Origin of the sequence: Phenylobacterium sp. (assembly GCF_036677185.1) — a bacterium.
Classification (GTDB): Bacteria; Pseudomonadota; Alphaproteobacteria; order Caulobacterales; family Caulobacteraceae; genus Phenylobacterium.
Window position 1 is genome coordinate 89,445 of the sequence record NZ_JAKFEN010000023.1, and the last position, 23,083, is coordinate 112,527.

23 protein-coding genes are annotated in these 23,083 nt (G+C 69.4%); 13 read left to right on the forward strand and 10 right to left on the reverse strand.

Features of this window, described 5'->3' with window-relative positions; all coding sequences use genetic code 11:
- Positions 1 to 46 precede the first annotated feature (46 nt).
- Positions 47 to 787 carry a TVP38/TMEM64 family protein gene (locus V6M51_RS15310; RefSeq protein ID WP_332768517.1) on the forward strand — a complete coding sequence of 247 codons (741 nt, stop codon included), beginning with the start codon at positions 47 to 49 and terminating at the stop codon, positions 785 to 787.
- Here V6M51_RS15310 and V6M51_RS15315 read toward each other — a convergent pair whose 3' ends face one another.
- From V6M51_RS15315 to V6M51_RS15325, 3 genes are all read right to left on the reverse strand, one after another.
- Positions 788 to 979: a hypothetical protein gene (locus V6M51_RS15315; RefSeq protein WP_332768518.1), complete on the reverse strand. Its 192-nt coding sequence runs from the start codon at positions 977 to 979 to the stop codon at positions 788 to 790. It lies immediately after the preceding gene.
- A gap of 213 nt (positions 980 to 1,192) precedes the next feature.
- Positions 1,193 to 2,815 (reverse strand): acyl-CoA synthetase, encoded by a 1,623-nt coding sequence (locus V6M51_RS15320; RefSeq protein WP_332768520.1) that lies wholly within the window; start codon positions 2,813 to 2,815, stop codon positions 1,193 to 1,195.
- Positions 2,816 to 3,074: 259 nt separating this feature from the next.
- Positions 3,075 to 4,088 (reverse strand): fatty acid desaturase, encoded by a 1,014-nt coding sequence (locus V6M51_RS15325; RefSeq protein WP_332768522.1) that lies wholly within the window; start codon positions 4,086 to 4,088, stop codon positions 3,075 to 3,077.
- A 190-nt stretch (positions 4,089 to 4,278) separates the two neighbouring features.
- Between V6M51_RS15325 and V6M51_RS15330 the strand changes: the two genes are divergently transcribed.
- Entirely contained in the window at positions 4,279 to 6,099 is a 1,821-nt protein-coding gene (locus tag V6M51_RS15330) for a DUF885 domain-containing protein (protein WP_332768524.1), read from the forward strand.
- Here the strand turns inward: V6M51_RS15330 and V6M51_RS15335 are convergent.
- Positions 6,096 to 7,013: a LysR family transcriptional regulator gene (locus V6M51_RS15335; RefSeq protein WP_332768526.1), complete on the reverse strand. Its 918-nt coding sequence runs from the start codon at positions 7,011 to 7,013 to the stop codon at positions 6,096 to 6,098. The genes V6M51_RS15330 and V6M51_RS15335 overlap by 4 nt on opposite strands.
- A gap of 115 nt (positions 7,014 to 7,128) precedes the next feature.
- On the opposite strand from V6M51_RS15335, the gene V6M51_RS15340 reads away from it, so the two are divergent.
- From V6M51_RS15340 to V6M51_RS15350, 3 genes are read left to right on the forward strand one after another with little or no spacing between them, the layout of a single operon-like run.
- The gene (locus V6M51_RS15340) at positions 7,129 to 8,628 is read left to right on the forward strand and encodes an amidase (RefSeq protein WP_332768528.1); all 1,500 of its coding nucleotides are present in this window, start codon (positions 7,129 to 7,131) and stop codon (positions 8,626 to 8,628) included.
- A 1-nt stretch (position 8,629) separates the two neighbouring features.
- The gene (locus tag V6M51_RS15345; RefSeq protein ID WP_332768529.1) at positions 8,630 to 8,953 is read left to right on the forward strand and encodes a darcynin family protein; all 324 of its coding nucleotides are present in this window, start codon (positions 8,630 to 8,632) and stop codon (positions 8,951 to 8,953) included.
- On the forward strand, positions 8,953 to 9,687 hold the full coding sequence (locus tag V6M51_RS15350) for an SDR family NAD(P)-dependent oxidoreductase (RefSeq protein ID WP_332768531.1): 735 nt from the start codon (positions 8,953 to 8,955) through the stop codon (positions 9,685 to 9,687). The genes V6M51_RS15345 and V6M51_RS15350 overlap by 1 nt, the downstream gene beginning before the upstream one ends.
- A gap of 3 nt (positions 9,688 to 9,690) precedes the next feature.
- On the opposite strand, the gene V6M51_RS15355 is transcribed toward V6M51_RS15350, so the two are convergent.
- On the reverse strand, positions 9,691 to 11,325 hold the full coding sequence (locus V6M51_RS15355) for an EAL domain-containing protein (RefSeq protein ID WP_332768533.1): 1,635 nt from the start codon (positions 11,323 to 11,325) through the stop codon (positions 9,691 to 9,693).
- 332 nt (positions 11,326 to 11,657) lie between these two features.
- Here V6M51_RS15355 and V6M51_RS15360 point away from each other — a divergent pair, with 332 nt between their 5' ends.
- Both V6M51_RS15360 and V6M51_RS15365 read left to right on the forward strand, forming a co-directional pair.
- The gene (locus V6M51_RS15360) at positions 11,658 to 12,152 is read left to right on the forward strand and encodes an NUDIX hydrolase (RefSeq protein WP_332768534.1); all 495 of its coding nucleotides are present in this window, start codon (positions 11,658 to 11,660) and stop codon (positions 12,150 to 12,152) included.
- Positions 12,153 to 12,550: 398 nt separating this feature from the next.
- Entirely contained in the window at positions 12,551 to 13,639 is a 1,089-nt protein-coding gene (locus tag V6M51_RS15365; protein WP_332768536.1) for a phosphatidylinositol-specific phospholipase C1-like protein, read from the forward strand.
- An 18-nt stretch (positions 13,640 to 13,657) separates the two neighbouring features.
- Here V6M51_RS15365 and V6M51_RS15370 read toward each other — a convergent pair whose 3' ends face one another.
- Positions 13,658 to 14,059, reverse strand: coding sequence for a GFA family protein (locus V6M51_RS15370; protein ID WP_332768538.1), 402 nt, complete (start codon positions 14,057 to 14,059; stop codon positions 13,658 to 13,660).
- Positions 14,060 to 14,184: 125 nt separating this feature from the next.
- Between V6M51_RS15370 and V6M51_RS15375 the strand changes: the two genes are divergently transcribed.
- Both V6M51_RS15375 and V6M51_RS15380 read left to right on the forward strand, forming a co-directional pair.
- The gene (locus tag V6M51_RS15375) at positions 14,185 to 15,159 is read left to right on the forward strand and encodes a CorA family divalent cation transporter (protein WP_332768539.1); all 975 of its coding nucleotides are present in this window, start codon (positions 14,185 to 14,187) and stop codon (positions 15,157 to 15,159) included.
- A 79-nt stretch (positions 15,160 to 15,238) separates the two neighbouring features.
- Positions 15,239 to 15,886, forward strand: a complete 648-nt coding sequence (locus V6M51_RS15380) for a nucleotide-binding protein (RefSeq protein WP_332768540.1) — start codon at positions 15,239 to 15,241, stop codon at positions 15,884 to 15,886.
- Positions 15,887 to 15,898: 12 nt separating this feature from the next.
- Here V6M51_RS15380 and V6M51_RS15385 read toward each other — a convergent pair whose 3' ends face one another.
- Both V6M51_RS15385 and V6M51_RS15390 read right to left on the reverse strand, forming a co-directional pair.
- A complete protein-coding gene (locus tag V6M51_RS15385; protein ID WP_332768541.1) occupies positions 15,899 to 18,001 on the reverse strand; it encodes an ATP-binding protein in 2,103 nt (700 codons plus the stop codon).
- 221 nt (positions 18,002 to 18,222) lie between these two features.
- Positions 18,223 to 18,849: a transposase gene (locus V6M51_RS15390; RefSeq protein WP_332768542.1), complete on the reverse strand. Its 627-nt coding sequence runs from the start codon at positions 18,847 to 18,849 to the stop codon at positions 18,223 to 18,225.
- Positions 18,850 to 19,110: 261 nt separating this feature from the next.
- Between V6M51_RS15390 and V6M51_RS15395 the strand changes: the two genes are divergently transcribed.
- Positions 19,111 to 19,857, forward strand: coding sequence for a hypothetical protein (locus V6M51_RS15395; protein ID WP_332768544.1), 747 nt, complete (start codon positions 19,111 to 19,113; stop codon positions 19,855 to 19,857).
- Positions 19,858 to 19,922: 65 nt separating this feature from the next.
- On the opposite strand, the gene V6M51_RS15400 is transcribed toward V6M51_RS15395, so the two are convergent.
- Positions 19,923 to 20,450, reverse strand: coding sequence for a VOC family protein (locus V6M51_RS15400; protein ID WP_332768546.1), 528 nt, complete (start codon positions 20,448 to 20,450; stop codon positions 19,923 to 19,925).
- A gap of 139 nt (positions 20,451 to 20,589) precedes the next feature.
- Between V6M51_RS15400 and V6M51_RS15405 the strand changes: the two genes are divergently transcribed.
- Both V6M51_RS15405 and V6M51_RS15410 read left to right on the forward strand, forming a co-directional pair.
- Positions 20,590 to 21,111 (forward strand): DUF2975 domain-containing protein, encoded by a 522-nt coding sequence (locus V6M51_RS15405; RefSeq protein WP_332768548.1) that lies wholly within the window; start codon positions 20,590 to 20,592, stop codon positions 21,109 to 21,111.
- A complete protein-coding gene (locus V6M51_RS15410; protein WP_332768550.1) occupies positions 21,111 to 21,341 on the forward strand; it encodes a helix-turn-helix domain-containing protein in 231 nt (76 codons plus the stop codon). The genes V6M51_RS15405 and V6M51_RS15410 overlap by 1 nt, the downstream gene beginning before the upstream one ends.
- Before the next feature lie 107 nt (positions 21,342 to 21,448).
- Here V6M51_RS15410 and V6M51_RS15415 read toward each other — a convergent pair whose 3' ends face one another.
- Positions 21,449 to 22,075, reverse strand: a complete 627-nt coding sequence (locus V6M51_RS15415; protein WP_332768552.1) for a transposase — start codon at positions 22,073 to 22,075, stop codon at positions 21,449 to 21,451.
- Positions 22,076 to 22,308: 233 nt separating this feature from the next.
- Between V6M51_RS15415 and V6M51_RS15420 the strand changes: the two genes are divergently transcribed.
- Positions 22,309 to 23,019 carry a hypothetical protein gene (locus V6M51_RS15420; RefSeq protein WP_332768554.1) on the forward strand — a complete coding sequence of 237 codons (711 nt, stop codon included), beginning with the start codon at positions 22,309 to 22,311 and terminating at the stop codon, positions 23,017 to 23,019.
- Positions 23,020 to 23,083 lie beyond the last annotated feature (64 nt).

Genomic DNA, 23,083 nt, shown 5'->3' on the forward strand with positions numbered 1-23,083 from the left:
TCGCCGGAGCGTTCCAGGTCGCACGCGTCGTGAGAAGCGAGAGCGCATGACGGATAGGGTCGCCGGGTCCCTGCGGGGACGCTTGAAACTGCTTGGCCGTGCGGCGCCGGCGGTGTTGCTGATCGCCGCCACGGTCGCTCTCTACGCCAGCGGCCTGGCCACCGACATCTCGCTAGGCAATCTCAGGGCCAATGAGATCGGCTTGCGGGCCGAGATCGTCGCCACGCCCCTGCTCGCCCTGCTGGTCTTCACCGGGCTCTACGCCGTCGCCACCGCCGCCTTCGTGCCCGTCGGCCTGGTGCTCATGCTGGCGGGCGGCTTCCTGTTCGGGCCGCTGACCGGCACGGTGGCCACCATCGTCGGCTCGACCCTTGGGGCGGTGATGGCCTATCTGGCGGCCCGGTTCGCCGCCGGGGAGACGATCCGCAACCGCCTGGCCGCCGGACGGCTAGGCAAACTTATGGCCGGGTTCGAGCAGAGCCCCTTCGCCTACCTGCTGACCCTGCGTCTGCTGCCGCTCAGCCCCTTCGGCCTGGTCAATGTGGCCGCCGGGGTCGCCCGCGCGCCGGTGCGCAAATATGTCGCCGCCACGGCGGTCGGGGCCGTGCCCTATTCGTTGATCTACAGCTATCTGGGCGCCGGCCTGGGCAAGGCGGTCCTGGCGGGGCGGGCCGCGGAGCTGACGGTCCTGGCGCGGCCGGAGGTCGCCCTGCCGCTGGCGGCCCTGGCCGCCATCTCCTTGATCACCGGCCGGCTGGGCGCGCGTGCGCGCCGCGCGGCGGCCTAGCTAGAAGCTGCGCATCTGCGCGGACTTGGCGTCCGGGCGCACGACCTTCAGGCATTCCGCATAGGTGCTGAGCAGCCAGGCGCGATCGGGGCCGCCGCTTTCGCGCAGGGCCGCCGAGGCGCCCTCGATGGCCATGACGTCGCGCATGAGCTGGTAGGCCACCGCTTCCGGTGTCTGGGGCGTGTCGGCCATCGAGTGGTTCCTCGTTCGGAGGCACCCTGCGCCCAACGGCATGAAGGAATTGGTCGAGCCAATTCCTCCCCCAGCGCGCAGCGCGATTTGGGGGAGGGGGACCGCGAAGCGGTGGAGGGGGTTGAAGCGCGCAGAAGCGAGTCAAAGTCCCCCTCAGCCAGCTTCGCTGACAGCTCCCCCAGAGGGGGAGCAATTGGATGGCCCGATGCCGCCTTACGCCCCGACGCCCAGCGCCGCCAGGGCCCGGTCGCGGGAGGCCTTGTAGTCGACCTTGCCGTTGGGCGCGCGGCCGATCGAGTCGACCACCACCAGTTCGCGCGGCGCCTTGTAGGCGGCGAGCCTCGACTTCACATGGGCCGCCATGGCCTCCAGCGTCAGGGCGGCGGCGTCGCCCTCGACCACCGCGCAGATGCGTTCGCCGAACCGGGAGTCGGGAACGCCCACCACCACCGCGTCCCGGACCCCGGGATGGGTCTTCAGCGCTTCCTCGACCTCTTCGGGGAAGACCTTCTCGCCGCCGGTGTTGATGCACTGGCTGCCGCGGCCCAGCAGTTTCAGCGTGCCGTCGGCATTGACCTCGGCCCAGTCGCCCGGGACGCTCCAGCGCTGGCCCTCCATGGTCTTGAAGGTCTTGGCGCTCTTCTCCGGGTCCTTGTAGTAGCCGACCGGCAGGAAGCCGGTGACCGCCACCAGGCCGCGCTCGCCGGAGCCCGCCTCCACCCGGCGGCCGTCCTCGGCGAACACCGCGCAGTTGGGGCCCAGCATGAAGGCCGCCGTCGCCGCCTCCGCCCCCGGCGCGGAGGCCGAGGCCCCCAGGCCGACCGCCTCGGAGGAGCCGAAACTGTCCATGATCATGGCGTTCTTGGCGAAGGACAGCAGGCCGCGCTTGTTCTCCTGGCTCCACATGGAGCCCGAGGAGCTCATGGTCTTGACGTGGTCGAGGTTCCAGCGGCCGGGATCGGCCTCCAGCGCTTCCAGCATGGGAGTGGAGAAGGCCAGGCCGACGATGACGATCCCGTCGGCCTTCAGCCGCACCGCCTCGTCCCACAGCTCCATGGCGTTGAACTGGCGCGAGGGCAGGGTGGCGACCGTGCCGCCCATATTCAGCGTGATGAAGGCCGAGAACTGGCCGGTGCCGTGCATCAGGGGGCAGCAGACCAAGGTCCGCCGCTGCTCCTCGGTCAGCCGCTCGGCGGCCTCCTGGGCGTTGGTGAGGGGCGGGACGCCCTGCAGCACATTGCCGCCGGCCCCGATGACGTTGAACAGGTCGTCCTGCCGCCACATGACGCCCTTGGGCATGCCGGTGGTGCCGCCGGTATAGAGCAGCAGCAGGTCATCGGGCGAGCGGCCCCAGGGCGCCTTGAATGGTCGCTGCGCCGGGACCTTGGCGACCACGCTCTCATAGTCGTCGGCCCAGGCCGGGACCGGCCAGCCGGGCTCGGCCACGGCGACCCAGCGCTTCACGGTCGGCAGGTGGCCGCGGATCGTCTCGATCATGCCGGCGAAGCTGGCGTGGAACACCACCGCCTCGGCGTCGGCGTTGTCGAACAGGTAGGTCAGCTCGTCGCCGCCATAGCGGTAGTTGGTGTTGATCGGCGCCAGGCCGGCTTTGAAGGCCGCGTAATAGGTCTCCATGTATTCGGGACCGTTGTAGAGATAGGCCGCGACCTTGGCCTCGGGGCTGAGCCCGCTCGCGACAAGATGCGCGGCCAGGGCGTCGGCGCGGGCGTCGAACTGGCCCCAGCTCACCACACGCTCGCCCTGGATCAGGGCCGGGCGCTCCGGCTGCGCGGCGGCGATCGCCTCCCAGACGTCGGCGAAGATCCAAGCGGTCACCGGATTCCTCCCACATTTCTTGTTTTGTGGGAGCCAGTTGGCGGTCAGGCCCGCGCCTCGGTCAACCCTGACGCCAGGGCAGTTGACGTGCGCGGAAGGTCATAGATCCTCCCCCAGCGCGCAGCGCGATTTGGGGGAGGTGGATCGTCGCCCCTTCGCGACGAGACGGAGGGGGTTGAAGCCCGCCGAAGCGAGTCAAAGTCCCCCTCAGTCGGCCATTCGGCCGACAGCTCCCCCAGAAGGGGAGCATCTTCGGTGGCTAGCCCGCCGCGACCCGGCCGTGGATCTCGCGGAACGAGACCAGCCGCTGGCTCGCCTCGTCCCACAGGGCCAGGCGGGCGTTCTTGAAGCTTTCCACCAGGCCGATGCGGCTCATGTCCTTCAGCTCGGGATGGTCCTTCAGCACCTGGGGCAGGCGATAGAAGGGGATGCGGCTGGACAGGTGGTGGACGTGATGGATGCCGATATTGGCGGTCAGCCAGCGCAGGGGCTGGGGCAGGTCATAGTGCGAGGAGCCGAGCAGGGCCGCCTCGCCGCGCTTCCAGTCCTTGTTCCGCGACCAGGCCACGCCCTCGTACTGGTGCTGCACGAAGAACAGCCAGACCCCGATGGTGGCGGCGATCACCATGGTGGTGAAGTTGACCAGCATCACCGGCGCCAGGCCCAGCAGCCAGATCATCACGCCCACCCCGACGGCGATGATGGCGGTGTTGCCGAGCGTCGACAGCCAGGGCTTCCAGCCGGCCTTCATCAGGCCGAAGGGCAGGCGCTGCTGCAGGAAGAACACGAAGCTCGGTCCCAGGCCGAACATCACCGCCGGATTGCGGTAGAGCCGGTAGGCCAGCCGCCGGCGCGGGCTCAGCGCCAGATATTCGTCCACGGTCAGCATCTCGATCACGCCGAGGCTTCGGCGGTCCAGATTGCCCGAGGTGGCATGGTGGATGGCGTGGGTGTGGCGCCAGTATTCGTAAGGCGTGAGCGTCAGCAGGCCAATGGCCCGGCCGACCCAGTCATTGGCCGCCTTGGCCGCGAAGAACGAGCCGTGGCCGCAATCGTGCTGGATCATGAACAGTCGCACCAGGAAGGCCGCCGCCGGCACGGTCAGCACCAAGGCCAGCCACCACAGGCCGAAATGCATGGCCACCCAGCCGAGGGTCCAGAGGCCGCCGAGCGCGGTGGCGGTCAGCACGAGCTCGAACAGGCTGCGGCGCCAGTCGGGGCGCCTATAGGCGGCGAGTTTGCGATTCCAGTCGGCGGGTTTGGTCTCGGTCACGTCGGAGTAACTTCCAGGAAATGAGGTCGCGGCGAAAGCTACGCGCAGATTGGGGTGGTTCTGCGACAGGCCCATTACGGCGCTCTGCTTGCATTACGCCGAATTAACCCGCCGCGCCACGGCGTCGTCTTGCCGCCCTCGCATACCGCCCCATAGGGTCCCGTCACATCGTAGCTCCGGGGCCTGATCCATGACCATGTTCGACCGTCGCGCCTTCCTGGCGACCACCGCCGCCGGCGCCCTCGTCGCGGCCACGCCCGCCCTGGCCCAGGGGTCGGAAGACGCGCGGCTGAACGCCCTGCTCGACGCCATGTTCGAGGAGATGGTCGACGACAGCCCCGAGCGCGCCACCGGCCTGGGCCTCGACAAGGGCCCCCGCGCGGCCCTGAAGAGCCAGCTCGACGACTATTCCGAGGCCGGCCGCGTCAAGCGCCTGGGCAAGACCCGCGACCGGGTGGCCAAGCTGAAGGCCATCGAGCGGGCCGCCCTGTCGCCGGCCTCCAAGGTCGACCTCGACACGGTGCTCTACGGCCAGGAGAACGCGCTCGCGGCCGGGGAGCGCTTCAAGTTCGGCTCGGTGGGCGGTCGCTTCAGTCCCTATGTGGTCAGCCAGCAGACCGGGGTCTACCAGGACATCCCGGACTTCCTGGACAACCAGCACCGGGTGGTGACCGCCGCGGACGCCGACGCCTACATGGCCCGCCTCAAGGCCTTCACCGTCGCCCTGGACCAGGACCTCGACCGGATGAAGACCGACCTGGCCGCCGGCGTCGTGCCTCCGGACTTCATCTGCGACCTGGCGCTGGGCCAGATGCGGGCCCTGCGCGACCAGGCGCCCGAGGCGACCGTCATGGTCACCTCCATCGCCGGCAAGGCCAAGGCCGCCAACCTGCCGGGCGACTATGCAGGACCGGCGACCAAGATCGTCGCCGGCGAGATCTTCCCGGCCCTGGACCGCCAGATCGCCGCCATGACCGCCGCGCGCGCCATCGCCACCGCCGACGCCGGGGTCTGGAAGCTGAAGGACGGGGCGGCCTACTACGCCGGGGGCCTGAAGGCCTCGACCACCACCGACCTCTCCGCCGAGGAGATCCACAAGCTCGGCCTCGATCAGGTGGCCGACATCACCGCGCGCCTGGACGTGATCCTCAAGGGCCAGGGCATGACCAAGGGCACGGTGGCCGAGCGGCTGACCGCGCTCAACGCCGACCCCAAACAGCTCTACGCCAACACCGACGAAGGCCGCGCGGCCCTGATCGCCGACCTTAATGTCCAGGTGGCCGCCATCGCCGCGCGCCTGCCCCAGGCCTTCGCCACGCTTCCCAAGGCCGAGGTGACGGTCAAGCGCGTGCCGGCCTTCATCCAGGACGGCGCGTCCAACGGCTATTACCAGAGCGCGGCGCTCGACGGTTCGCGCCCGGCGGCCTTCTTCATCAACCTGAAGAACACCCACGAATGGCCCAAGTACAACCTGCCGACCCTGGTCTATCACGAGGCTACGCCGGGCCATCACCTGCAGATCGCGCTCAGCCAGGAGAGCACGAAGATCCCGATCATCCGGCGCACCGGCGGCGGCTTCTCGGCCTTCACCGAGGGCTGGGCGCTCTATGCCGAGCAGCTCGCCAACGAGATGGGGGTCTATGAGGGCGACCCGTGGGGGGAGGCGGGTTACCTGCAGTCCTTCCTGTTCCGCGCCTCGCGCCTGGTGGTCGACACCGGCCTGCACCACAAGCGTTGGACCCGCGACCAGGCCACCGACTACATGGTCAGCGTCACCGGCTATCCGCGCTCGCGCGCCCTGCGCGAGATCGACCGCTACTGCTGCTCGCCGGGCCAGGCCACCAGCTACAAGGTCGGCCACACCGTCTGGGCCCGCCTGCGCGAGGAGGCCAAGGCCAAGCTGGGCCCGAAGTTCGACCTGAAAGCCTGGCACGACGCGGCCCTGCTCTCGGGCTCCATGCCGCTGACCGTGCTGGAGCGGAACCTGGGAGAATGGGTGGCGCGGGCCTAGCCAGGTCGCGCCGCGCTCTCGGCCGATGCGGTGTCCGCCAGCTGGCCGATGAGGTCGTGCCCGATCTTTCCGGGCGCCTGGTCGCGACGCCAGATCGCGGCGAACCGGCGTAGCGGCGGCGTTCGCACGTCCTCGCAGTCGAGCGTCACCAAGGCGCCGGCGGCGAGCGCCGGTCCGACCACGCCGCGCGGCATGAAGGCCCAGCCGATCCCGCGGCGGACGAACGCTTCCTGCTCGCCGAGATTGTCCACCAGCCACACGTCGGTCCCATGGACCCGGTAGTCGAAGTCGCGGCGGTCCAGCGGTCCGTCATGGAGATGGATCTGCCGATGGGTGTCCAGGTCGCGCATGGCGATCGGCCGTTCCATCCGAGCCAGGGCGTGGGCCGGACTGGCCACGATGACGATCACATCCGCCGCGATCTGGGTCCCGTCGAGGCGTCCGCCCTGCAGGCCGGCGTCCAGCAGGGTGACGCCCAGGACCCCCTCACCCTCGGCCACCCGTATCCCGACTGTCTTGGCGGTCGTCCGGGTCACGGACACGGAGACGAAGGGGTAGAGCGACGAGAAGGCCGCGAGCCCCGTCGACAGCAGCCCGTCCGGGAACGAGGTTTCCACCGCCAGGGCGATGTCGGTGTTCTCGCCCTCGCGCATCGCCCGCACCCGGGAATCGAACTGCGCCACGCGCCGCAGGATCACCTCGGCGTCCTGCAGCACCGTGCGACCCTCGTCGGTGAGGCCGCGCCCGGCCGGCGCGCGGTCGAACAGCTTCAGGCCGAGGTGGGTTTCCAGCGTGACGATGGCGTAGCTCACCGCCGAGACCGGACGATCGAGGTGGCGCGCGGCTTTCGAAAAACTGCCCAGCTCGGCGATGAGCGAAAAGATCCGCAGCTGGTCCAGGAGGTTTGCGTGCACGGACAGTCCTCCAGATAATCCGAACGGAATACCTCAAATTATCTGAGTTTCCTGAAATGTGCATCTCGCATCTCTTCGGTGGGCCGCCACGTCCGCGGCGTACGAGGAGGATGCGATGCCGTTCCCTGCCGTCACCCGCCGCAGCCTGGCGCTCGGAGCGGGCGCTGTCCTGGCGAGCACGCCAGCCTGGCGCGCCGCCGCGGCGCCGGCCGCGCCCTTCTCCGACCTGGACGCCACCGCCCAGGCCGCCCTTGTCCGACGCAAGGAGGTTACCGCCGCCGAACTGGTGGAGGCCGCGATCGCGCGCATCGAAAGCCTCGATCCGGTGCTCAACGCCGTCGTCTCCAGGGGCTTCGACCAGGCCCGGGCGCGGGCGGCGACGTCGATCGCCGGCCCCTTCGGCGGCGTGCCCTATCTGATCAAGGACCTGGTGGAATATCCCGGCCTGCCGCATCGCTCCGGGTCGCGGATGACGTCGGGGGTCGCGAGCTCCTTTCGCTCCGACTACATGGCCCGCACAGACGCGGCGGGGCTCATCGTGCTTGGAAAGTCCGCCACCCCTGAGTTCGGGCTCATTCCGACGACCGAACCGCTGCTGGGTCCCCCCACGCGCAACCCGTGGAACATCGCCTATTCGCCGGGCGGGTCCAGCGGGGGCTCCGCGGCGGCCGTGGCGTCAGGGATGGTGGCCTTCGCCCACGCCAGCGACGGTGGCGGCTCCATCCGCATTCCAGCGTCCTGCTGCGGCCTGTTTGGACTGAAGCCGTCGCGCGGCCGACAACCCCCGTCGCGCCGGGAGACGCGCACGCCGGACCTTTCCGTCGAGCACTGCCTCAGCCGCTCGGTGCGCGACAGCGCGACGCTGCTGGCCTTGACCGAGGCCGTGGGTTCGAGCGCGGGCCTGCCGTCCGTGGGACTAGTCTCGGGGCCGTCGAAGCGGCGCCTGCGCATCGGCTGGTATCTGACCGACATGTCGGGCCGCCAACCCGATCCCGAGGTTGCGCGCGCCATCCGGGCGACAGCCCGGCTCTGCGCCGATCTCGGGCACGAGGTGGTCGAGAGCCGTCTTCCGTTCAGCGGCGCTGCGTTTCTCGACCACTTCAAGGTCGTCTGGTCCGCCGGCGCCGCGGGCGTCGTCGCCGGCTACCGCGCGCGCGCCGGCCGCGAGCCGGACGAGACCGTGCTGGAACCCTTCACGCTTGCTTTCGCCCGGTATTTCGCCGCCCAGGCCCCCGACCGCCTGCCGGCGGCCCTGGCCCATCTGGGCGGCGTCGAGCAGGCCTGCCACGCCTATTTCGGACAGTTCGACGTCCTTCTGTCGCCGGTTCTGGCGAAGCCGTCCGTGCCCATCGGCCATCTCGCCCCGACCGTCCCGTTCGACGAGCTGTGGGACCGGATGGTGGCCTACGCGACCTACACGCCCTGGCAGAACGTGGCCGGCGTCCCGGCCATGTCGGTCCCTCTGTTCCGCAGTTCCGTCGGCCTGCCGATCGGCAGCCAGTTCACCGCGGGTCTCGGCCAGGAGGCGACGCTGCTCAACCTGGCCTTCGAACTCGAGCGGGCCCGGCCCTGGCGCGCGCATTGGCCGAAGACGGTCGCCGGCGGGGGCAAATAGGATGGGCTACGCCATCTTCATGCATCTGCGCACCACGCCGGCCTGGCTGTCGCTTTCGCGCGAGGCGCGTCGCGACATCGCCACGCCGGCCTTCGCGGGGGCCTTGGCCGGGTCGGGCGTGGCCTTCCGGTACTTCGACGCCGAGGCGTTCCACGGACGCTGCACCGACATCGCCCTCTTCGAGACAGAGGACATCTGGGCCTATTACTGCGTGGTCGAGCGCCTGAGGGACTCCCGGCTGTTCAGCACGCCCTATTTCGAGGTCGTCGAAATCGTGATGAGCGTGGAAGAGGGCTTCCGCGCGTTCGAGGCTCAGGAGGCATGATGCGAGCTCTGGTGACCGGAGGGGGCAGGGGCGTCGGGCGCGCCCTGGCCCAGGCGCTTTGCGATGCCGGCGCCAAGGTGGTGATCTGCGGTCGCGACGCCGCGCGGTTGGAGGCGGCGGCCGCCCAGCTCGGCGCCGTCGCCGCGCCTTGCGATCTCTCCCATCCCGAGGGCGCGCTCGAGCTCGGCGAGCGCGCGGTCGAAATACTTGGCGGCCTGGACCTGTTGATCAACAACGCGGGCGTGCAGGTGAACATGTCCCATCTGGACGGGAACGGCGCGGAGGTGCTGGCCGCCGCCCAGGACGAGATCGCCACCAACTTGACGAGCATCGTCGCGCTCACCGCCGCGGTGATGCCCCACCTGGTCGAGGCCCATGGCGCGGTGGTCAATATCGGCAGCGGATTGGCGCTGGCGCCGAAGGCGAGCGCGCCGGTCTACTGCGCCACCAAGGCGGCCCTGCGGACCTATTCGCGGGCCTTGCGCTATCAACTCGAGGACGCGGGTCTTCCGGTCGCCGTGCACCACGTGCTGCTGCCGCTGGTCGAGACGGACATGACCGCCGGCCGCGGGCGGGGCAAGATCACCGCCGAGCAGGCCGCGACCGAAATCCTCGCGGGCGTCCGTCGCGGACGATCGGAGATCGCGGTGGGAAAGGCCGGCCTCTTGCCCCACCTCCTTCGCCTCGCCCCGGGCTTGGCCTACGCCATGCTCAGGCGCGGATCGCCGCCATAGGGCCTAGCCCCAGCCCTCCACCGACCCCATCCGCCGCGCCGCGGGCTTCACGTGGGCCAGGGTGTCGACGGCGGCCCCTGTCGGCTGCTCGGGGGTGTCGGCGGGCGCGCCGTAGAACCAGCCCTGGGCGAAGTCGACCCCGGCCCGGCGCACGGCTTCCTCGGCGTTGGCGTTCTCCACCATCTCGGCAAGGGTCTTGACCCCCAGTTCCGAGCACATGGTCACCAGTTGGCGGATGAAGTTGCTCTCGCGGCCGCCGTGCTGCAGCTCGCGGATGTAGCGACCGTCGATCTTGACGATGTCCAGGGTGAGTTGCTGCAGGTAGGCCAGGGACGCGGCCCCGGCGCCGAAATCGTCGAGGCAGATCATGCAGCCTTCGGAGCGCAGGGCCTTCAGGTGGCGGTCGGCCAAGGCCAGGTCGTCGATGGCCGCGCTCTCGGTGATCTCGAACAGCAGCCGGCCGCAGGCCTCGGGAGTCCCGGCCAGCATGGTCTTGGTCGCCTGGACGAAGGCCGGGCTGGTGATGGTGCGGCCGGAGATATTGGCCGCCAGCTTCAGCTGCGGATCGGAGGCCAGCTTGGCGATGGTCTGTTCGACCACGGCGATGTCGAGGGCCTCGATCAGGTCGAGCTCCTCGGCCATGCGGATCATCGGGAAGGGGCTGGCGTTGTCGCCGAAACGGACCAGGACCTCATGGTGGTGCAGGGCGGCGTTGGCCTTGAGGTTCACCACCGGCTGGTAGACCAGCCGGAAGCGCTTCTCGTTGACCGCCTCGCCGAGCGCGCCGACCTCCACCAGCGTGCGCTGCACCGAGCGGCTGACCGCCTCGTTGAGGGTCGTGGACGGCTTGCCGTCCATCCCGTCCTTGATGAAGTTGTCGAGCGAGTAGCGCAGGGCGCGCAGGATCTGGCCGGGCGAGGCGTCGCCCATCAGGCTCATGGTCCGCGCGTCCGGCTTGACGCCGTGCTTGGGGTCGATGGCCACCAGCTGGATCAGCCGCTGGACCAGGGCGTCCACGCTGTCGCCCTTGGGGCGCACCAGGGCGAAGCGGTCCGATCCGAGGTTGGCGGCCGCGCCGCCGCCGTGCGACTGGGCGCGCAGGGCGCCGGCCAGGCGGTCGTCGAGGTCCTTGGACGCCTCGGGGCCCAGCAGCTTGCGCAGGGCGCCCAGGCCGCCCAGCTCGACCAGGGCCATTTCCAGTTCCTGGCCGGTGGCCTTGGCCGTCTCGATCAGCGCCGCCGTGGCGGTCTCGAAGGAGCTCTTGTCGTGCAGGCCGTGCATCACCTTGGCCGCGGCGCGGCTGAAGGCGCAGGAGATCGCCCCCTCATTGCCCGGCATGCGGAAGGCGGTGAACGAGGCGCCGCGCTCGCTGGCGCCGGCCGAACCCGCCAGGGTCACCACCACCGGCCCGCCACGCCCGCCTTCGTTCAGGCCGCCCAGCAGGGCCTCGACCATCGGGCGGTCGCGGGGATCGATGAAGTCGCGCCAGGCGCGGCCGACCAGGGCGGTCTCGGCCGAACCGGACAGCGCCTCGCTGGCGCCGATGGCGAAACCGATCCTGCCTTCGGCGGTGATCTCGAGGAGAAGGTCCGCGCTGGCGAACGCGAAGCCGAGCAGACGCTGCGGACTGAGTTGCAAGGCGACTCTCCAATAGATGCGACCAACATCTTGTAACCACTGAGCTTAATTTGGCGTTGAGACGCCCGGACGGCCCCCTGTCGCCAGTAGGGCTATCGCATATGGCTCGGAGGCTGCGGCGCTGGCCTCCTCTCCACCCGCCTTCGGGGGGAGAGGGTAGGGTGAGGGGGGCGTCTCCGCCGCACAGAGCTTGTTGAGAGACCGGATTGCGCCGCTTCGCGCCGCGTCCCCTCACCCTACCCTCTCCCCATGAATGGGGAGAGGAGGTGAAAGCGCCATATGCGATCGCCCTGCTGTCGCCAGCCGTGACCCTTTGACGCTATACCCGCCCAATGCGCGAGCGCCTGACATCCCGTGTGCTGCTGTTCGACCCCGCCGGCGCCATCCTGCTGCTGCGTGGCCGGATGCCCGGCCGTCCGGCCAGCAGTTCGGCCTGGCACACGGTCGGCGGCGGCGTCGATCCCGGCGAAACCCTGATCGAGGCCGCCCGCCGCGAGGTCGCTGAGGAAACCGGCTTCACCGAGGTCGACCTCGGCCCGGTGGTCTGGACCCGGTCCGGGGCCGGGAACCTGGTCACCGGCGAGCGGGTGCTGTTCAAGGAGCACTACTTTGTCGGCCGCTGCCCCGGCGGCGAGCCCTCCCGCGCGGGCTGGGCCGACTACGAGACCGACCTGATCGACGACATCCGCTGGTGGACCCCGGTCGAACTCGCGGGGCTGACCGAACGCATCTATCCCGAGCGCTTCCTCGAGCTGTTCCCCGGCATCGCCGCGGGGGTCTATCCCGACCCGCCGCTGGAGATCACCGTGACGCGCGTCAAGACCTAGGCGAGACTGTCGCAAGGACGCGCTAATTCGCGTTCCTTCTCCCCTTGCGGGAGAAGGTGGCCGTTCGAAGAACGGTCGGATGAGGGGTCGCTCAGAACGTGCCGGTTAGATCGGCGAAGCCGAATTGAACCACGAAGGACACCAAGGACACAAAGGAGCACCAAGGGGCCGCGTCAGAGCCTCGCGCCATCCGCGTCCTCATGAACTTCGTGGTCCTTCGTGTCCTTGGTGTCCTTTGTGGTTCCTCTATCCTCGGGCCTTCGCGGCTTCGCCGCCATTAACCGGATAGGCCTCTCGACCCCTCATCCGTCAGGCTTCGCCTGCCACCTTCTCCCGCAAGGGGAGAAGGACACCGAACTACGAGCTAGAGTGTTGAACACGAAACCTAGGCACGCTCCATGATCGCATCGCTGTTCGCCGCCGCCCTGGCCATCGCCGCCCATTGCGACCTGGAAGCGCCCTCGGGAGAACCGGGCTGCACGCGCGCCCGGGTCGATGCGCTGAAGATCAACCAGATCCAGGCGATCGGCACCCACAACTCCTACAAGCAGGCGATCTCGCCGGCCCAGATGAAGCTGCTGCGCGGCTCCAATCCGAAGGAGGCCGCCGGCCTCGACTACGCCCATCCGCCCCTGACCGATCAGCTTGCCGCCGGCGCCCGGCAACTGGAGCTGGACATCCTCTACGACCCGCAGGGCGGGCGCTATGCCGATCCCCTGGTCAAGAAATTCGCTGACGATCTGCCCTACGACCTCACGCCCCTGAAGGGCCCCGGCTTCAAGGTCATGCACGTCCAGGACCTGGACTACCGCTCCAACTGCCCGCTGTTCACCGGCTGCCTGGCGGAGATCCGCGCCTGGTCGAAGGCCCACCCCGACCATGTGCCGCTGCTGATCCTGCTGAACCTCAAGGAGGGCAAGCTGGACCTGCCGGGCGCCGTCCTGGCCCAGCCCTTCGACGCCGCGGCCATGGACGCCGTCGACGCCGAGATCCGTTCGGTCTTCCAGCCCGGCGAGCTGATCACTCCCGACCAGGTCCAGGGTCGCCGCGCCACCCTGCGCGAGGCCGCCTTCGCCCACGCCTGGCCGAAGCTGAAGGCCGGGCGCGGCAAGGTGATGTTCGCCCTCGACGCCCCCATCGAGCAGGTCGAGATCTATCGCGGCGCGCGCAAGTCGCTGGAGGGCCGGGTGATGTTCGTCAATATCGACGAGACCTCGCCGGCGGCGGCCTACATCACCCTGAACGAACCGAAGGACCAGGCCGACCGCATCGCCGCGGCGGTCAGGGCCGGCCTCATCGTCCGCACGCGCGCCGACGCCGACACCGCCGAGGCGCGGACCAATGATCGCAGCCGCCAGGACGCCGCCTTCGCCGCCGGCGCCCAGTACGTCTCCACCGACTACATGAGGCCCGATCCGCGCTTCGGCCCCTATGAGGCCCATCTGCCGGAAGGCGGCGCGGCGCGGCTCAGTCCGGCGTCGAAATAGCCGCCGGGGTGGTTGCGCCTAGGCCGGCCGGCCGGCGAGGTAGCAGGGCGCGTCGTCGGTGATCGGCCACCAACTGGCCTTCGAGGCCACATAGGCGTGGAAGCCGATCTCCGCCTCCACCGGCTCGTCCAGGGTCCCGGCGCGCAGGCGCACCACCTCGGGTTTGCTGGCCAGCCGGCTGAACACCGGGCCCCCGCAGCGACCGCAGAACACCCGCTCCTTGCCCGGCGAGGACTCGTAGGCGCGAAGTTCGCCTTCGCCGCTCAGCAGGGTGAAGTCCGCCGTGGCCACAGGGATATTGGTCGCGAACGCTCCGCCCTGCGCCTTTCGGCAGTCGCCGCAGTGGCAGAGCTGGATGGGCGCGAGGTCGCCCGCAACCTCGAAGCGGACGGCGCGGCAGAGGCAAGAACCGGTGTGCATGGCGGGATCTTTCGCTGAACTCGCCGGTCATAGCGCCTCATGCGGCGCCGGCGCTATCGTCCGACGCCGGATCGTCACAGAACCCCGGCAGGATGGGTCTTCGCCATGCGGCGGGGGACTTGATCATGGCCCAGACGGGCGCTTTCCTCTGGGCCTATGCCTTCCGCGACGGCGCGGCCGCTGCGCTGACCGATCAGGCCCTGGCCCCCGCGCTCGCCGCCCAGGACTGGGTCTGGACCCATTTCCCGCTCAGCGACCAGCGCGCCCGGCTCCATCTGGAACAGCTCAAGGAACCGCCCGCCGCCGCCCTCGAACTGATCCTGCGCGCCGAGCAGCGGGTGCAGATCCAGTTCGCCGGGGACTGGGCCTATGGCGTCCTGCCGGACTTCGAGCGCGACCTGGACGGCGCCGCTATTGGAGTCGGCCGGCTGATGTTCGCCATGGGGCCGCGGCGGCTGATAACCGCGCGCCGCCAGGCCCTCTGCGTGGTCGACGATGTGCGCCGCGACCTCGAGCGGGGCGGGCGCCTGGCCTCGCCGGCCGAGGCGGTGATCCGGCTCGTCGAACGCTATGTGGACGTCGCCGAGGCCCGCCTGCACGCCGCCGCCGAGGCCCTGGACCGCATCGAGGACCGCATGCTGGCCGATGCGGGCGAGTTGGACGGGGTCAAGCTCGGCCCTCTGCGCAGGGGCCTGTCGCGCGACCATCGGGAATATCTCGGCCTGCGCAGCGCCCTGCACCGGGCCATGAGCCCGCGCGAGGCCCATAAGGTCGCCGTCCTCCCCGTCCAGCTCTCGCGCCTGGCCCAGGAGGCCGAGGACCTCGATCGGGAGACCGTCAGCCTGCAGGAGCGCGCCCGCCTGCTGCACGAGGAGCTCGACACCCGTATCACCAGCGCCACCAACCGCAGCATGCGCGCGCTCACCGTCATGTCGAGCCTGCTGATCCCGCCCACCCTGATCGTCGGGGCCTTCGGAATGAACCTGCCGGGCATCCCGTTCGCCGACGACCGCGCGGGCTTCGTCGTCGCCTCGGCCCTCTGCCTGGCGGTCGTGGGCGGGGCTTGGTTCGTCCTGCGGCGGATGCGGATCATGCCGTAGAGGGGACGGCGGTCCGCCTAGCGCAACGCTTCGCCCCCGCCGACCGTTAATCAGGACCCTCCCAGGGAGGGAGGGCCCGATGTTCACCATCGCGCTGGTCGCCCGCAAGGGCGGCTCGGGCAAGACCACGCTCGCCGTCCACCTGGCCCTGGCGGCCTGGTTGCGCGGCTGGCACACCCTGCTGGCCGACGTCGATCCGCAGCGTTCCGCCATTGAGGCCCTGCGCTCGCGCCACGGCCTGGGCCCCGACCGCGTCGCCATCGCCGGCAGCAAGCTCTACGACCTGCAGATGAGCGCCGTGCGCCGCGGGACCGACGTCATGGTCATCGACACCGCCGCCGGCGTCACCGAGGAGCAGGCCAGCGCCATCGTGCTCGCCGACCTCTGCCTCCTGGTGGTCCGCCCGGCCTTCCTGGACCTGGCGGCGGCCATCGAGTCGGTGGCCATCATCCGCCGCCTGAAGAAGCCGGTGTTGCTGGTGGTCAACCAGGCGCCGCCGGCCCGCCACGGTGTCGAGTCCCCCGCCGTCCGCCGCGCCCTGCGCGCCCTGGCGGTGCTGGGCCAGCCGATCGCGCCGACCCTCATCCGCTCGCGCATGGTCTATCAGAGCGCGCTGGAGCACGGCCGTTCCGCCGAGGAGGCGGGCGATCCGGTCGCCGCCCTGGAGATCGCCGAGCTCTGGGCCTACATCCGCCACTTCGCCCTGCCTCAGCGCGCGACGGGATGAGCGGTCTATAGGCTAGCCCACGCCCGCCGCATGCGCCGCTTCGTCCGGCGCGAGCGCCGCCTGCATCGCCCGGATCAGCTCGGCGGCGTTGATCGGCTTGGCCACGAAACCGTCCATGCCGGCGGCGAGATACTCGCCGACCTGGTCGCGCATCACATTGGCCGACAGGGCCAGGATCGGGGTCCTCCGACGACCCTGGCTGCGCTCCAGCAGCCGGATCGCCTTGGTCGCCTCGATCCCGTTCATCAGCGGCATCTGGATGTCCATCAGGATCAGGTCCCACTCGGCCTCGCCGAACAGGACGACGGCCTCGCTGCCGTCCCCGGCCAGCTGGATGTCGAGGCCCATGGGGCCGAGCAGGGCGGTGAGCAGCAGCTGGTTGGTCTTGTTGTCCTCGACCGCCAGGACGCGGAGCGGCGCCATCTCGGCCTGCGCCTCCAGGCCCGCGTCGGCGGCCTGGGCGACGTCGCCCATCCGCTGAATCGGCACGTGGAAGCTGAAGGTTGATCCGACGCCCAGCTCGCTGATGGCCGAGATCGCCCCGCCCATCAGCTCCACCAGCTGGCGGCAGATCGCCAGGCCCAGCCCCGTGCCGCCGAACTGGCGGGTGGTGGTGGCGTCGGCCTGGGTGAACTTGTCGAACAGGTCGCCGACCCGATCGGCCGGGATCCCCAGACCGGTGTCGCGCACGGCGAAGGCGAGGCCCTCGCCCGCCACCGAAACCGAGAGCTCGACCTCGCCCTCGGACGTGAACTTCACGGCGTTGGAGGCGAGATTGGCCAGCACCTGCCGCAGCCGCACCGCGTCGCCGCGCCAGAGCCCCGCGACGCCCTCGCCGAGGCTCAGACGGAAGCCGACATCCTTCTGGGCGGCCAGGCCCGCGAAGGGACGCACCGCCGAATTGACCGCCGCCGCCAGGTCGAAATCATGGATGTCGAGGTCCAGGCGGCCGGCCTCGATCTTGGCCAGGTCCAGCAGGTCGTTCAGCACCGCCAGCAGGATCTCGCCGGAGTCGCGGATCACATGCAGCTTGTCCTGCTGGTCGGCCGTGAGCGAGCTGCGCGACAGCACGTCGGCCATGCCCAGCACCCCGTTCAGCGGCGTACGGATCTCGTGGCTCATATTGGCCAGGAACTGCGACTTGGCGAGGTTGGCGTCCTCGGCCCGGTTGCGCGCCAGGATCACCTCGCCCATGGCCTGGCGGTGGGCGGCCTCGTGGAGGTCCATCCGCCCGGTGACCCGGCGCACCAGCAGGGCCAGGCCCCCGGCGGCCATGAACAGCAGGCCGAACCCGAGCAGCAGCGGCGGCGCGGCGGTCCGCAGGACCTGCACCCCCGGCTGCTTGGCGTCCCAGGCCAGGCTCCCGACCGCCTTGCCGTCGATATCGGTCAGGGGAATGGCCTGCCCCTCCGCCGGCGCGCGCGCCGCCAGGCGGGGGCCGCCGATCCCCATCTCGCCCAGGGTGCGCAGCAGCTGGCGATCCATCCGCTGGGCGGAAATCACGATCGTCCCCCGTCCGGGCGCGCGCGGCGACAGGGCGTTCTCCGGGGTCACCGTCGAGACCGCCACCAGGTAATAGGCGCCCTGCGAGCGCACCACGCCGCTCGCCGTCTCGGCCAGGGCCGGATCGGTGGCCCGCAGGCTCGGCGACGGCGGCTTGCGCGAGGCTTCCAAGGCCCGCACGCGGCGCAGCAGCGGGGCGGCGTCGCGTTGCAGGGCCGCCAGGTTCGCGGCGTCCGTCCGCTCGCCGGCGGTCCAGGCGTAGAAGGGCCGGTCCGACCGGTCCAGCACCAGGGTCGCGTCGTGGCCGCGGTTGTTGGCGTAGTAGGTGCCGACTTCCTCGTCGGCCCAGACCTGGTCGCCGCCGGGCTTCAGCTCCTCATAGGCCTGGTCCCAGACCGTGGCCGTGGTCACGTCGCTCGCCAGCCCGGCCAGCGAGCGATGCAGGGTGTTGGAGATCAGCGCCCGGTCCTCGCTGGCCTGCAGCTCGTCGAGCGCGTGGGAGGCGAAGGTGAGCAGGCCCGCCGTCCCGGCGATCACCAGCAGGATCACCGCCACGCCGATCGTCACCAGCTGGCGGACGGCCCTCTGCCCCTCGGTGATAGTCGGCCCCAACGCAACGCCCCCGGTTTCCGCCACGCTGAAGCGGCAGTGTTGTCCGATCGTAAACCGCGGGCGATTCGGCCGTTCTGTCGCAGGCGACACCGGTGTCTGCCAGGCCTTACCGCGCAACGCCCTACGCCAAGTTGCGCGGCGCCAATTCCAGGTCGCGGGGCGAAGTCGGCCAGGGCCTTCCAGCGGCCACCGGCGGGACCAATTCGACTAATTCGGGGACACTATACTAATTTCGCGGCCGCCGGCTTCCGCCCGCGCTTCCGAGGCGCCAGGGGTCGGCCTAGCCGATGCTCCAGATCCGCCGTGAACTCGGCCGAGCCCAGCGGCCGGCCGGTACGCTCGCCGCGCTGGATGGCCCGATGCTCGACCTCGCTCAAGCCCGCGCCCAGGAACTCGCACCAGTCCGGCGCCATGCCCAGCAGCGGCGCCGTCGCCACCAGCCCGTCGTCTCGCCCCGCCAGGTGCGCCCGGGCGCTCGACCACGGCCAGTCCGCCGCCGCGCCCGCCAGCCCCGCCCGCACGGGATTGAGCTCCACATACCGCGCGCAGGCCAGCAGGTGCGCCCCGTCCATGGGGACCGAGGCGAACCGCCCCTGCCACAGATAGCCCGTCCAGCCCTCGCGCTCATTGACTCGCCGCGAATAGCGCCGATGCGTCTCCGACAGCGCCGCGCGCAGGCCGTCCTCGCTGGCGGGGACCAGGATCAGGTGGACGTGGTTGGACATCAGGCAGTAGCCCCACACCTCCACCCCCGCCGCGCGGCAACCCTCCGCCAGCAGGTCGCGATAGACCGCGTAGTCGGCGTCGGAGAAGAAGGTCGTCTGGCGGCGGTTGCCCCGCTGCGTCACGTGATGCGCCACGCCGGGCGCGACGACTCGAGCAAGCCTTGCCATGGGCGGAGCCTGGTCTGGTGGGGTAGGGGAGTCAAATTAGTATAGTGTCCCCGAAATTCTCCCGAAATTCTGGATAGCTTGTGAGTGGCAAGGCGCTCAACCTATAGAAATCCGCGAGGACGGTTGGCGTGCGCGCGTCGGGGTGGGCAGGTTTACGGTGGGCGTGGTGAACACGGTTGGGCCTAGGCGTCGACGGCTCCGAGGGCCGTCCCGATGATGTCGCGTCGCGGTCTGCTCTGGCTCTCCACGGGCTTGGCGATGCTGGGCCTGGCCGGGTGCGGCGAGACCATCGGCCTCTATCGCTTCCGCCTGACGGTCGAGATCGACACCCCGCGCGGCGTTCGCGTCGGCTCCAGCGTCATGCAGGTGCGCTACGGCGTTTCCCATAACTTCAATGGCGGCGGCCAGCAGGCCGATGTGGATCTGGACGGGGAGGCGGTGTTCGTCGACCTGGGCGACGGACGGCACATGATCGCGGTCCTCGGGCACCCCCTGCTGCTCAGCGGCGCCTACGATCAGCGGTTTATGCCCGCCGACGTCTTCTTCCCCGACACGTCAGGCCCCCGGCAGATGCGGAAGCTGCAGGCCTCGGGCAAAAAGCTGCAAGGCGGCGCCGACCTGGCGGTCGAACAGATCCCGTCCCTGGCCACGTTCGAGCGGCCGGCCGATCCCGCCTCGGCGCGGGTCGTCTACGGCAGGGCCATAGGCAGGGTCGCCGACGGAGCGGGCGAGCGCGAGATAGGAATTCATATCGATGAGATCGCCGAGGTCTTTGGGGCCGGCTACGCCCTGCGGCGCGTGCGCCTGGACGTCGTTCCGGAAAACACACCGATCACGCGACAGATCGAACAGAGACTTCCGTGGCTGAACGACCCGAACGTGATGAAGAACCCCGGCTGGTCCCGCCTGCCTGAAGTTTCGAGGATCGCCATAAATCTGCTCCGCTCCGGAACGCGCGCATGATGACCATCAATTCGGGGACACTATACTAATTTCCCCGCCGCGGGCCTCCGCCGGCCTCCAGACCCCTACCGCACCGGCCTAATCGGCTCGGCGCCGTCCCAGTCCGCCGCCGCGCGCTTGATGTGCTCGAAGAACCGGCCCTTGTTCCCGCTGATGTCGGAGATCTCGACCACCGTGCCGGGATGGCCCTGCGTGTCGAAATAGGCGAACCGCCCCAGCTCCCCGCCGATCTGGCCCTCGTGCCCCACCCGGTAGCCCAGCTCCAGCGCCCGGTCGTAGAGCCCCTGATAGTCGCGGGTCCAATAGGACATGTGCTGCAGCCCCTCATGGCCGGCGTCCAGGAACTCCCTGTACATCGAGGGCGCGTCGTTGGTCTGCTGGATCAGCTCGATCTGCAGGTCCCCGGAATTGGCCAGGGCGATGCTCATCCTGACGTCGGACGCCGCCCCCCGGTGGCGGAAATAGTCAGTCTTCACCTCTTCGATGAAGAACCACGGCCCCACCCCCATGACCTTGATCCAGTGGTCCATCGCCGCGCGGATATCGCGGACGACATAGCCGTTCTGACAGACGGCGCCGAAGATGCGGCTCATGGGGGCTCCTGTTTCGGGGACACTATACGCGTTTCCCCGCGTCTCCGAAATTCCCGCGTCATATCGTTCTGCAACAAATATATTGCCGCGATACGATAAATGACATATCGTGGGACGATAATTCGAAAAGGGTCGCCCGATGTCAGACGTCTCCACCGCCACGCTCGGCCTGTCCCGCGCGCTGCTTCAGTTCTGCCGCGCGCTGAACATCATCGCCGCCGCGGGGTTCTTCGCCCTGCTGGCCGCCAGCTTCTTCTACGAAGACGCCTTCACCGGCTACTACCGGACCCATATGCCCGAGGCCGACGTCGGTCGCCTGCTGCCGGCGCTCCGCGGCATGGTGCTGGTCGGCGCGCCGATGCTGGCCCTGGTGCACGTGCTGCTCTCCCGCCTCCTGGACATCACGGCGACGGTCCGCGGGGGTGATCCCTTCGTGCCCGAGAACGCCGCCCGCCTGCGCGTGGTCGCCTGGTGCCTGCTGATGATCGAGGTGCTCCACGTCGGCCTGGGCGTCCTGGTGCATCAGGTCCAGGCCGCCCACGTGCCGATGGAGTGGGACTTCTCCCTGGCGGGATGGCTCGCCGTCCTGCTGACCTTCGTCCTGGCCAGCGTGTTCGAGCAGGGCGCGCGCCAGCGCGACGACCTGCGGGCGATGATCTGATGCCCATCCTCATCAAGATCGACGACATGCTGCACGCCCGGCGCATGACGCTGACCGAACTCGCGGGCAAGGTCGGCATCACCCTGGCCAACCTCTCGATCCTCAAGACCGGCAAGGCCAAGGGGGTCCGGTTCGAGACCCTGGAGGCGATCTGCGACGTACTTGACTGCCAGCCCGGCGACCTCATCGAGTTCCGCCGGGACGCCCCGGCGCCCGAAGTCGGCGCGTGAGGTCCTTCGCCCCTTGCGGGAGAAGGTGGCCCCGCGAGAGCGGGGTCGGATGAGGGGTCGATAGCCCTATCTGGTTAGCGGCGGCGCAGCCGGTTAATTCGGGGACACTATACTAATTTCTCGGCGCTCGGCTTCCGCCCCCGCTTCTGAGGCGCCAGGGCTCGGCCCAGCCGGCGCTCCAGGTCAGCCGTGAAGTCCGCCGACCCCAGCGGCCGCCCGGTGCGCTCGCCCCCCTGAAGCGCCCGGTGTTCGGCCTCGCTCAAGCCCGCGTCCAGGAATTCCGTCCAGTCCGGCGCCATGCCCAGCAGCGGGGCCGTCGCCACCAGACTGTCGTTGCGCCCCGCCAAGTGCGCCTGAGCGCTAGACCAGGGCCAGTCGGCCGCCGCGTTCACCAGATTCGCCCGCACGGGATTGAGCTCCACATACCGCGCGCAGGCCAGCAGGTGCGCCCCGTCCATGGGGACCGAGGCGAACCGCCCCTGCCACAGATAGCCCGTCCAGCCCTCGCGCTCATTGACCCGCCGCGAGTAGCGCCGATGCGTCTCCGACAACGCCGCGCGCAGGCCGTCCTCGCTGGAGGGGACCAGGATCAGGTGGACGTGGTTGGGCATCAGGCAATAGCCCCACACCTCCACCCCCGCCGCGCGGCAGCCCTCCGCCAGCAGGTCGCGATAGACCGCGTAGTCCGCGTCGGAGAAGAAGGTCGTCTGGCGGCGGTTGCCCCGCTGCGTCACGTGATGCGCCACTTCGGGCGCGACGACTCGAGCAAGCCTTGCCATTGGGGGAGTTTGGTGCGGCGGGAGGGCGGGGAGTCAATTTAGTATGGTGTCCCCGAAATTCCCCGATCCCGGCCTGGGCCAAGCCCATTACGCTCGGCCCTGGTTCGATGGGCTATGCATGCTGCTCCCGGTATTGCAGAGATTGTGCAGATGCTGGGCACAGCCGGCATCGCCCAAAGGTTTTCGCCGTGCTCCGCGCCTACTTCGACGCCTCGATGACGAAGCCCAGCGGCGTGACCGCGATAGCGGGCTATGTCGCCAGCGCAGACCAGTGGCTGGAGGTCGAGAAAAAGTGGACTGCCGCCCTCGCATATTGGGAACTGGACGACTTCCACCTCTGCGAGTTGCCGCACGTTATGGGGCACACGAAAGCGGATTTATGCGCGCTGAACTTCGCTAGGATCGTTGTCGATGCGAAGCTTACTGGTGTCAGCGCGGGCATTGAAGACGCGTTCTGGGCCTCTAGGCCCCTGTATGCCGAAGCTTACGGGACGCCATATCACTCCTGCGCTCACATGCTGTTTGATACCCTGAGCCAAGAGGTCAGCCTGAGCGTCGTCCATCCTCCCGGCCCGGTTGCGGTTGTCATGGACGACGATGTGCCGACGCATGACTTCGTTCAGGCGCTGTTTGATCGTTTCAAGGAAGACGGCAAACTCGTCGCGCTGACCTTCAGCAATCGCCGCGCTACGCGGTTGCTACAAGTCGCCGATCTCGCGGCCGGGGTCATGCGTAGAGACTGGTTCGAGAACGACTTTTTCGGCGCAATGCCGAAAACTTACACCCTGCTCCGCGCATTCGCGCGAGGCACGAACCATCGAGCCTCGTTCCTATCGTTCGAGTCTGCGCGGATCGCCGATCAGGCGCGGGAACGCCTCAATCGAGGCGATCCCTCTTAGGAAGCGTCAGACCGCCGCGCGCGGGTCAATTGAAGTATAGTGACCGCAAAATTCAGCCTCGCGG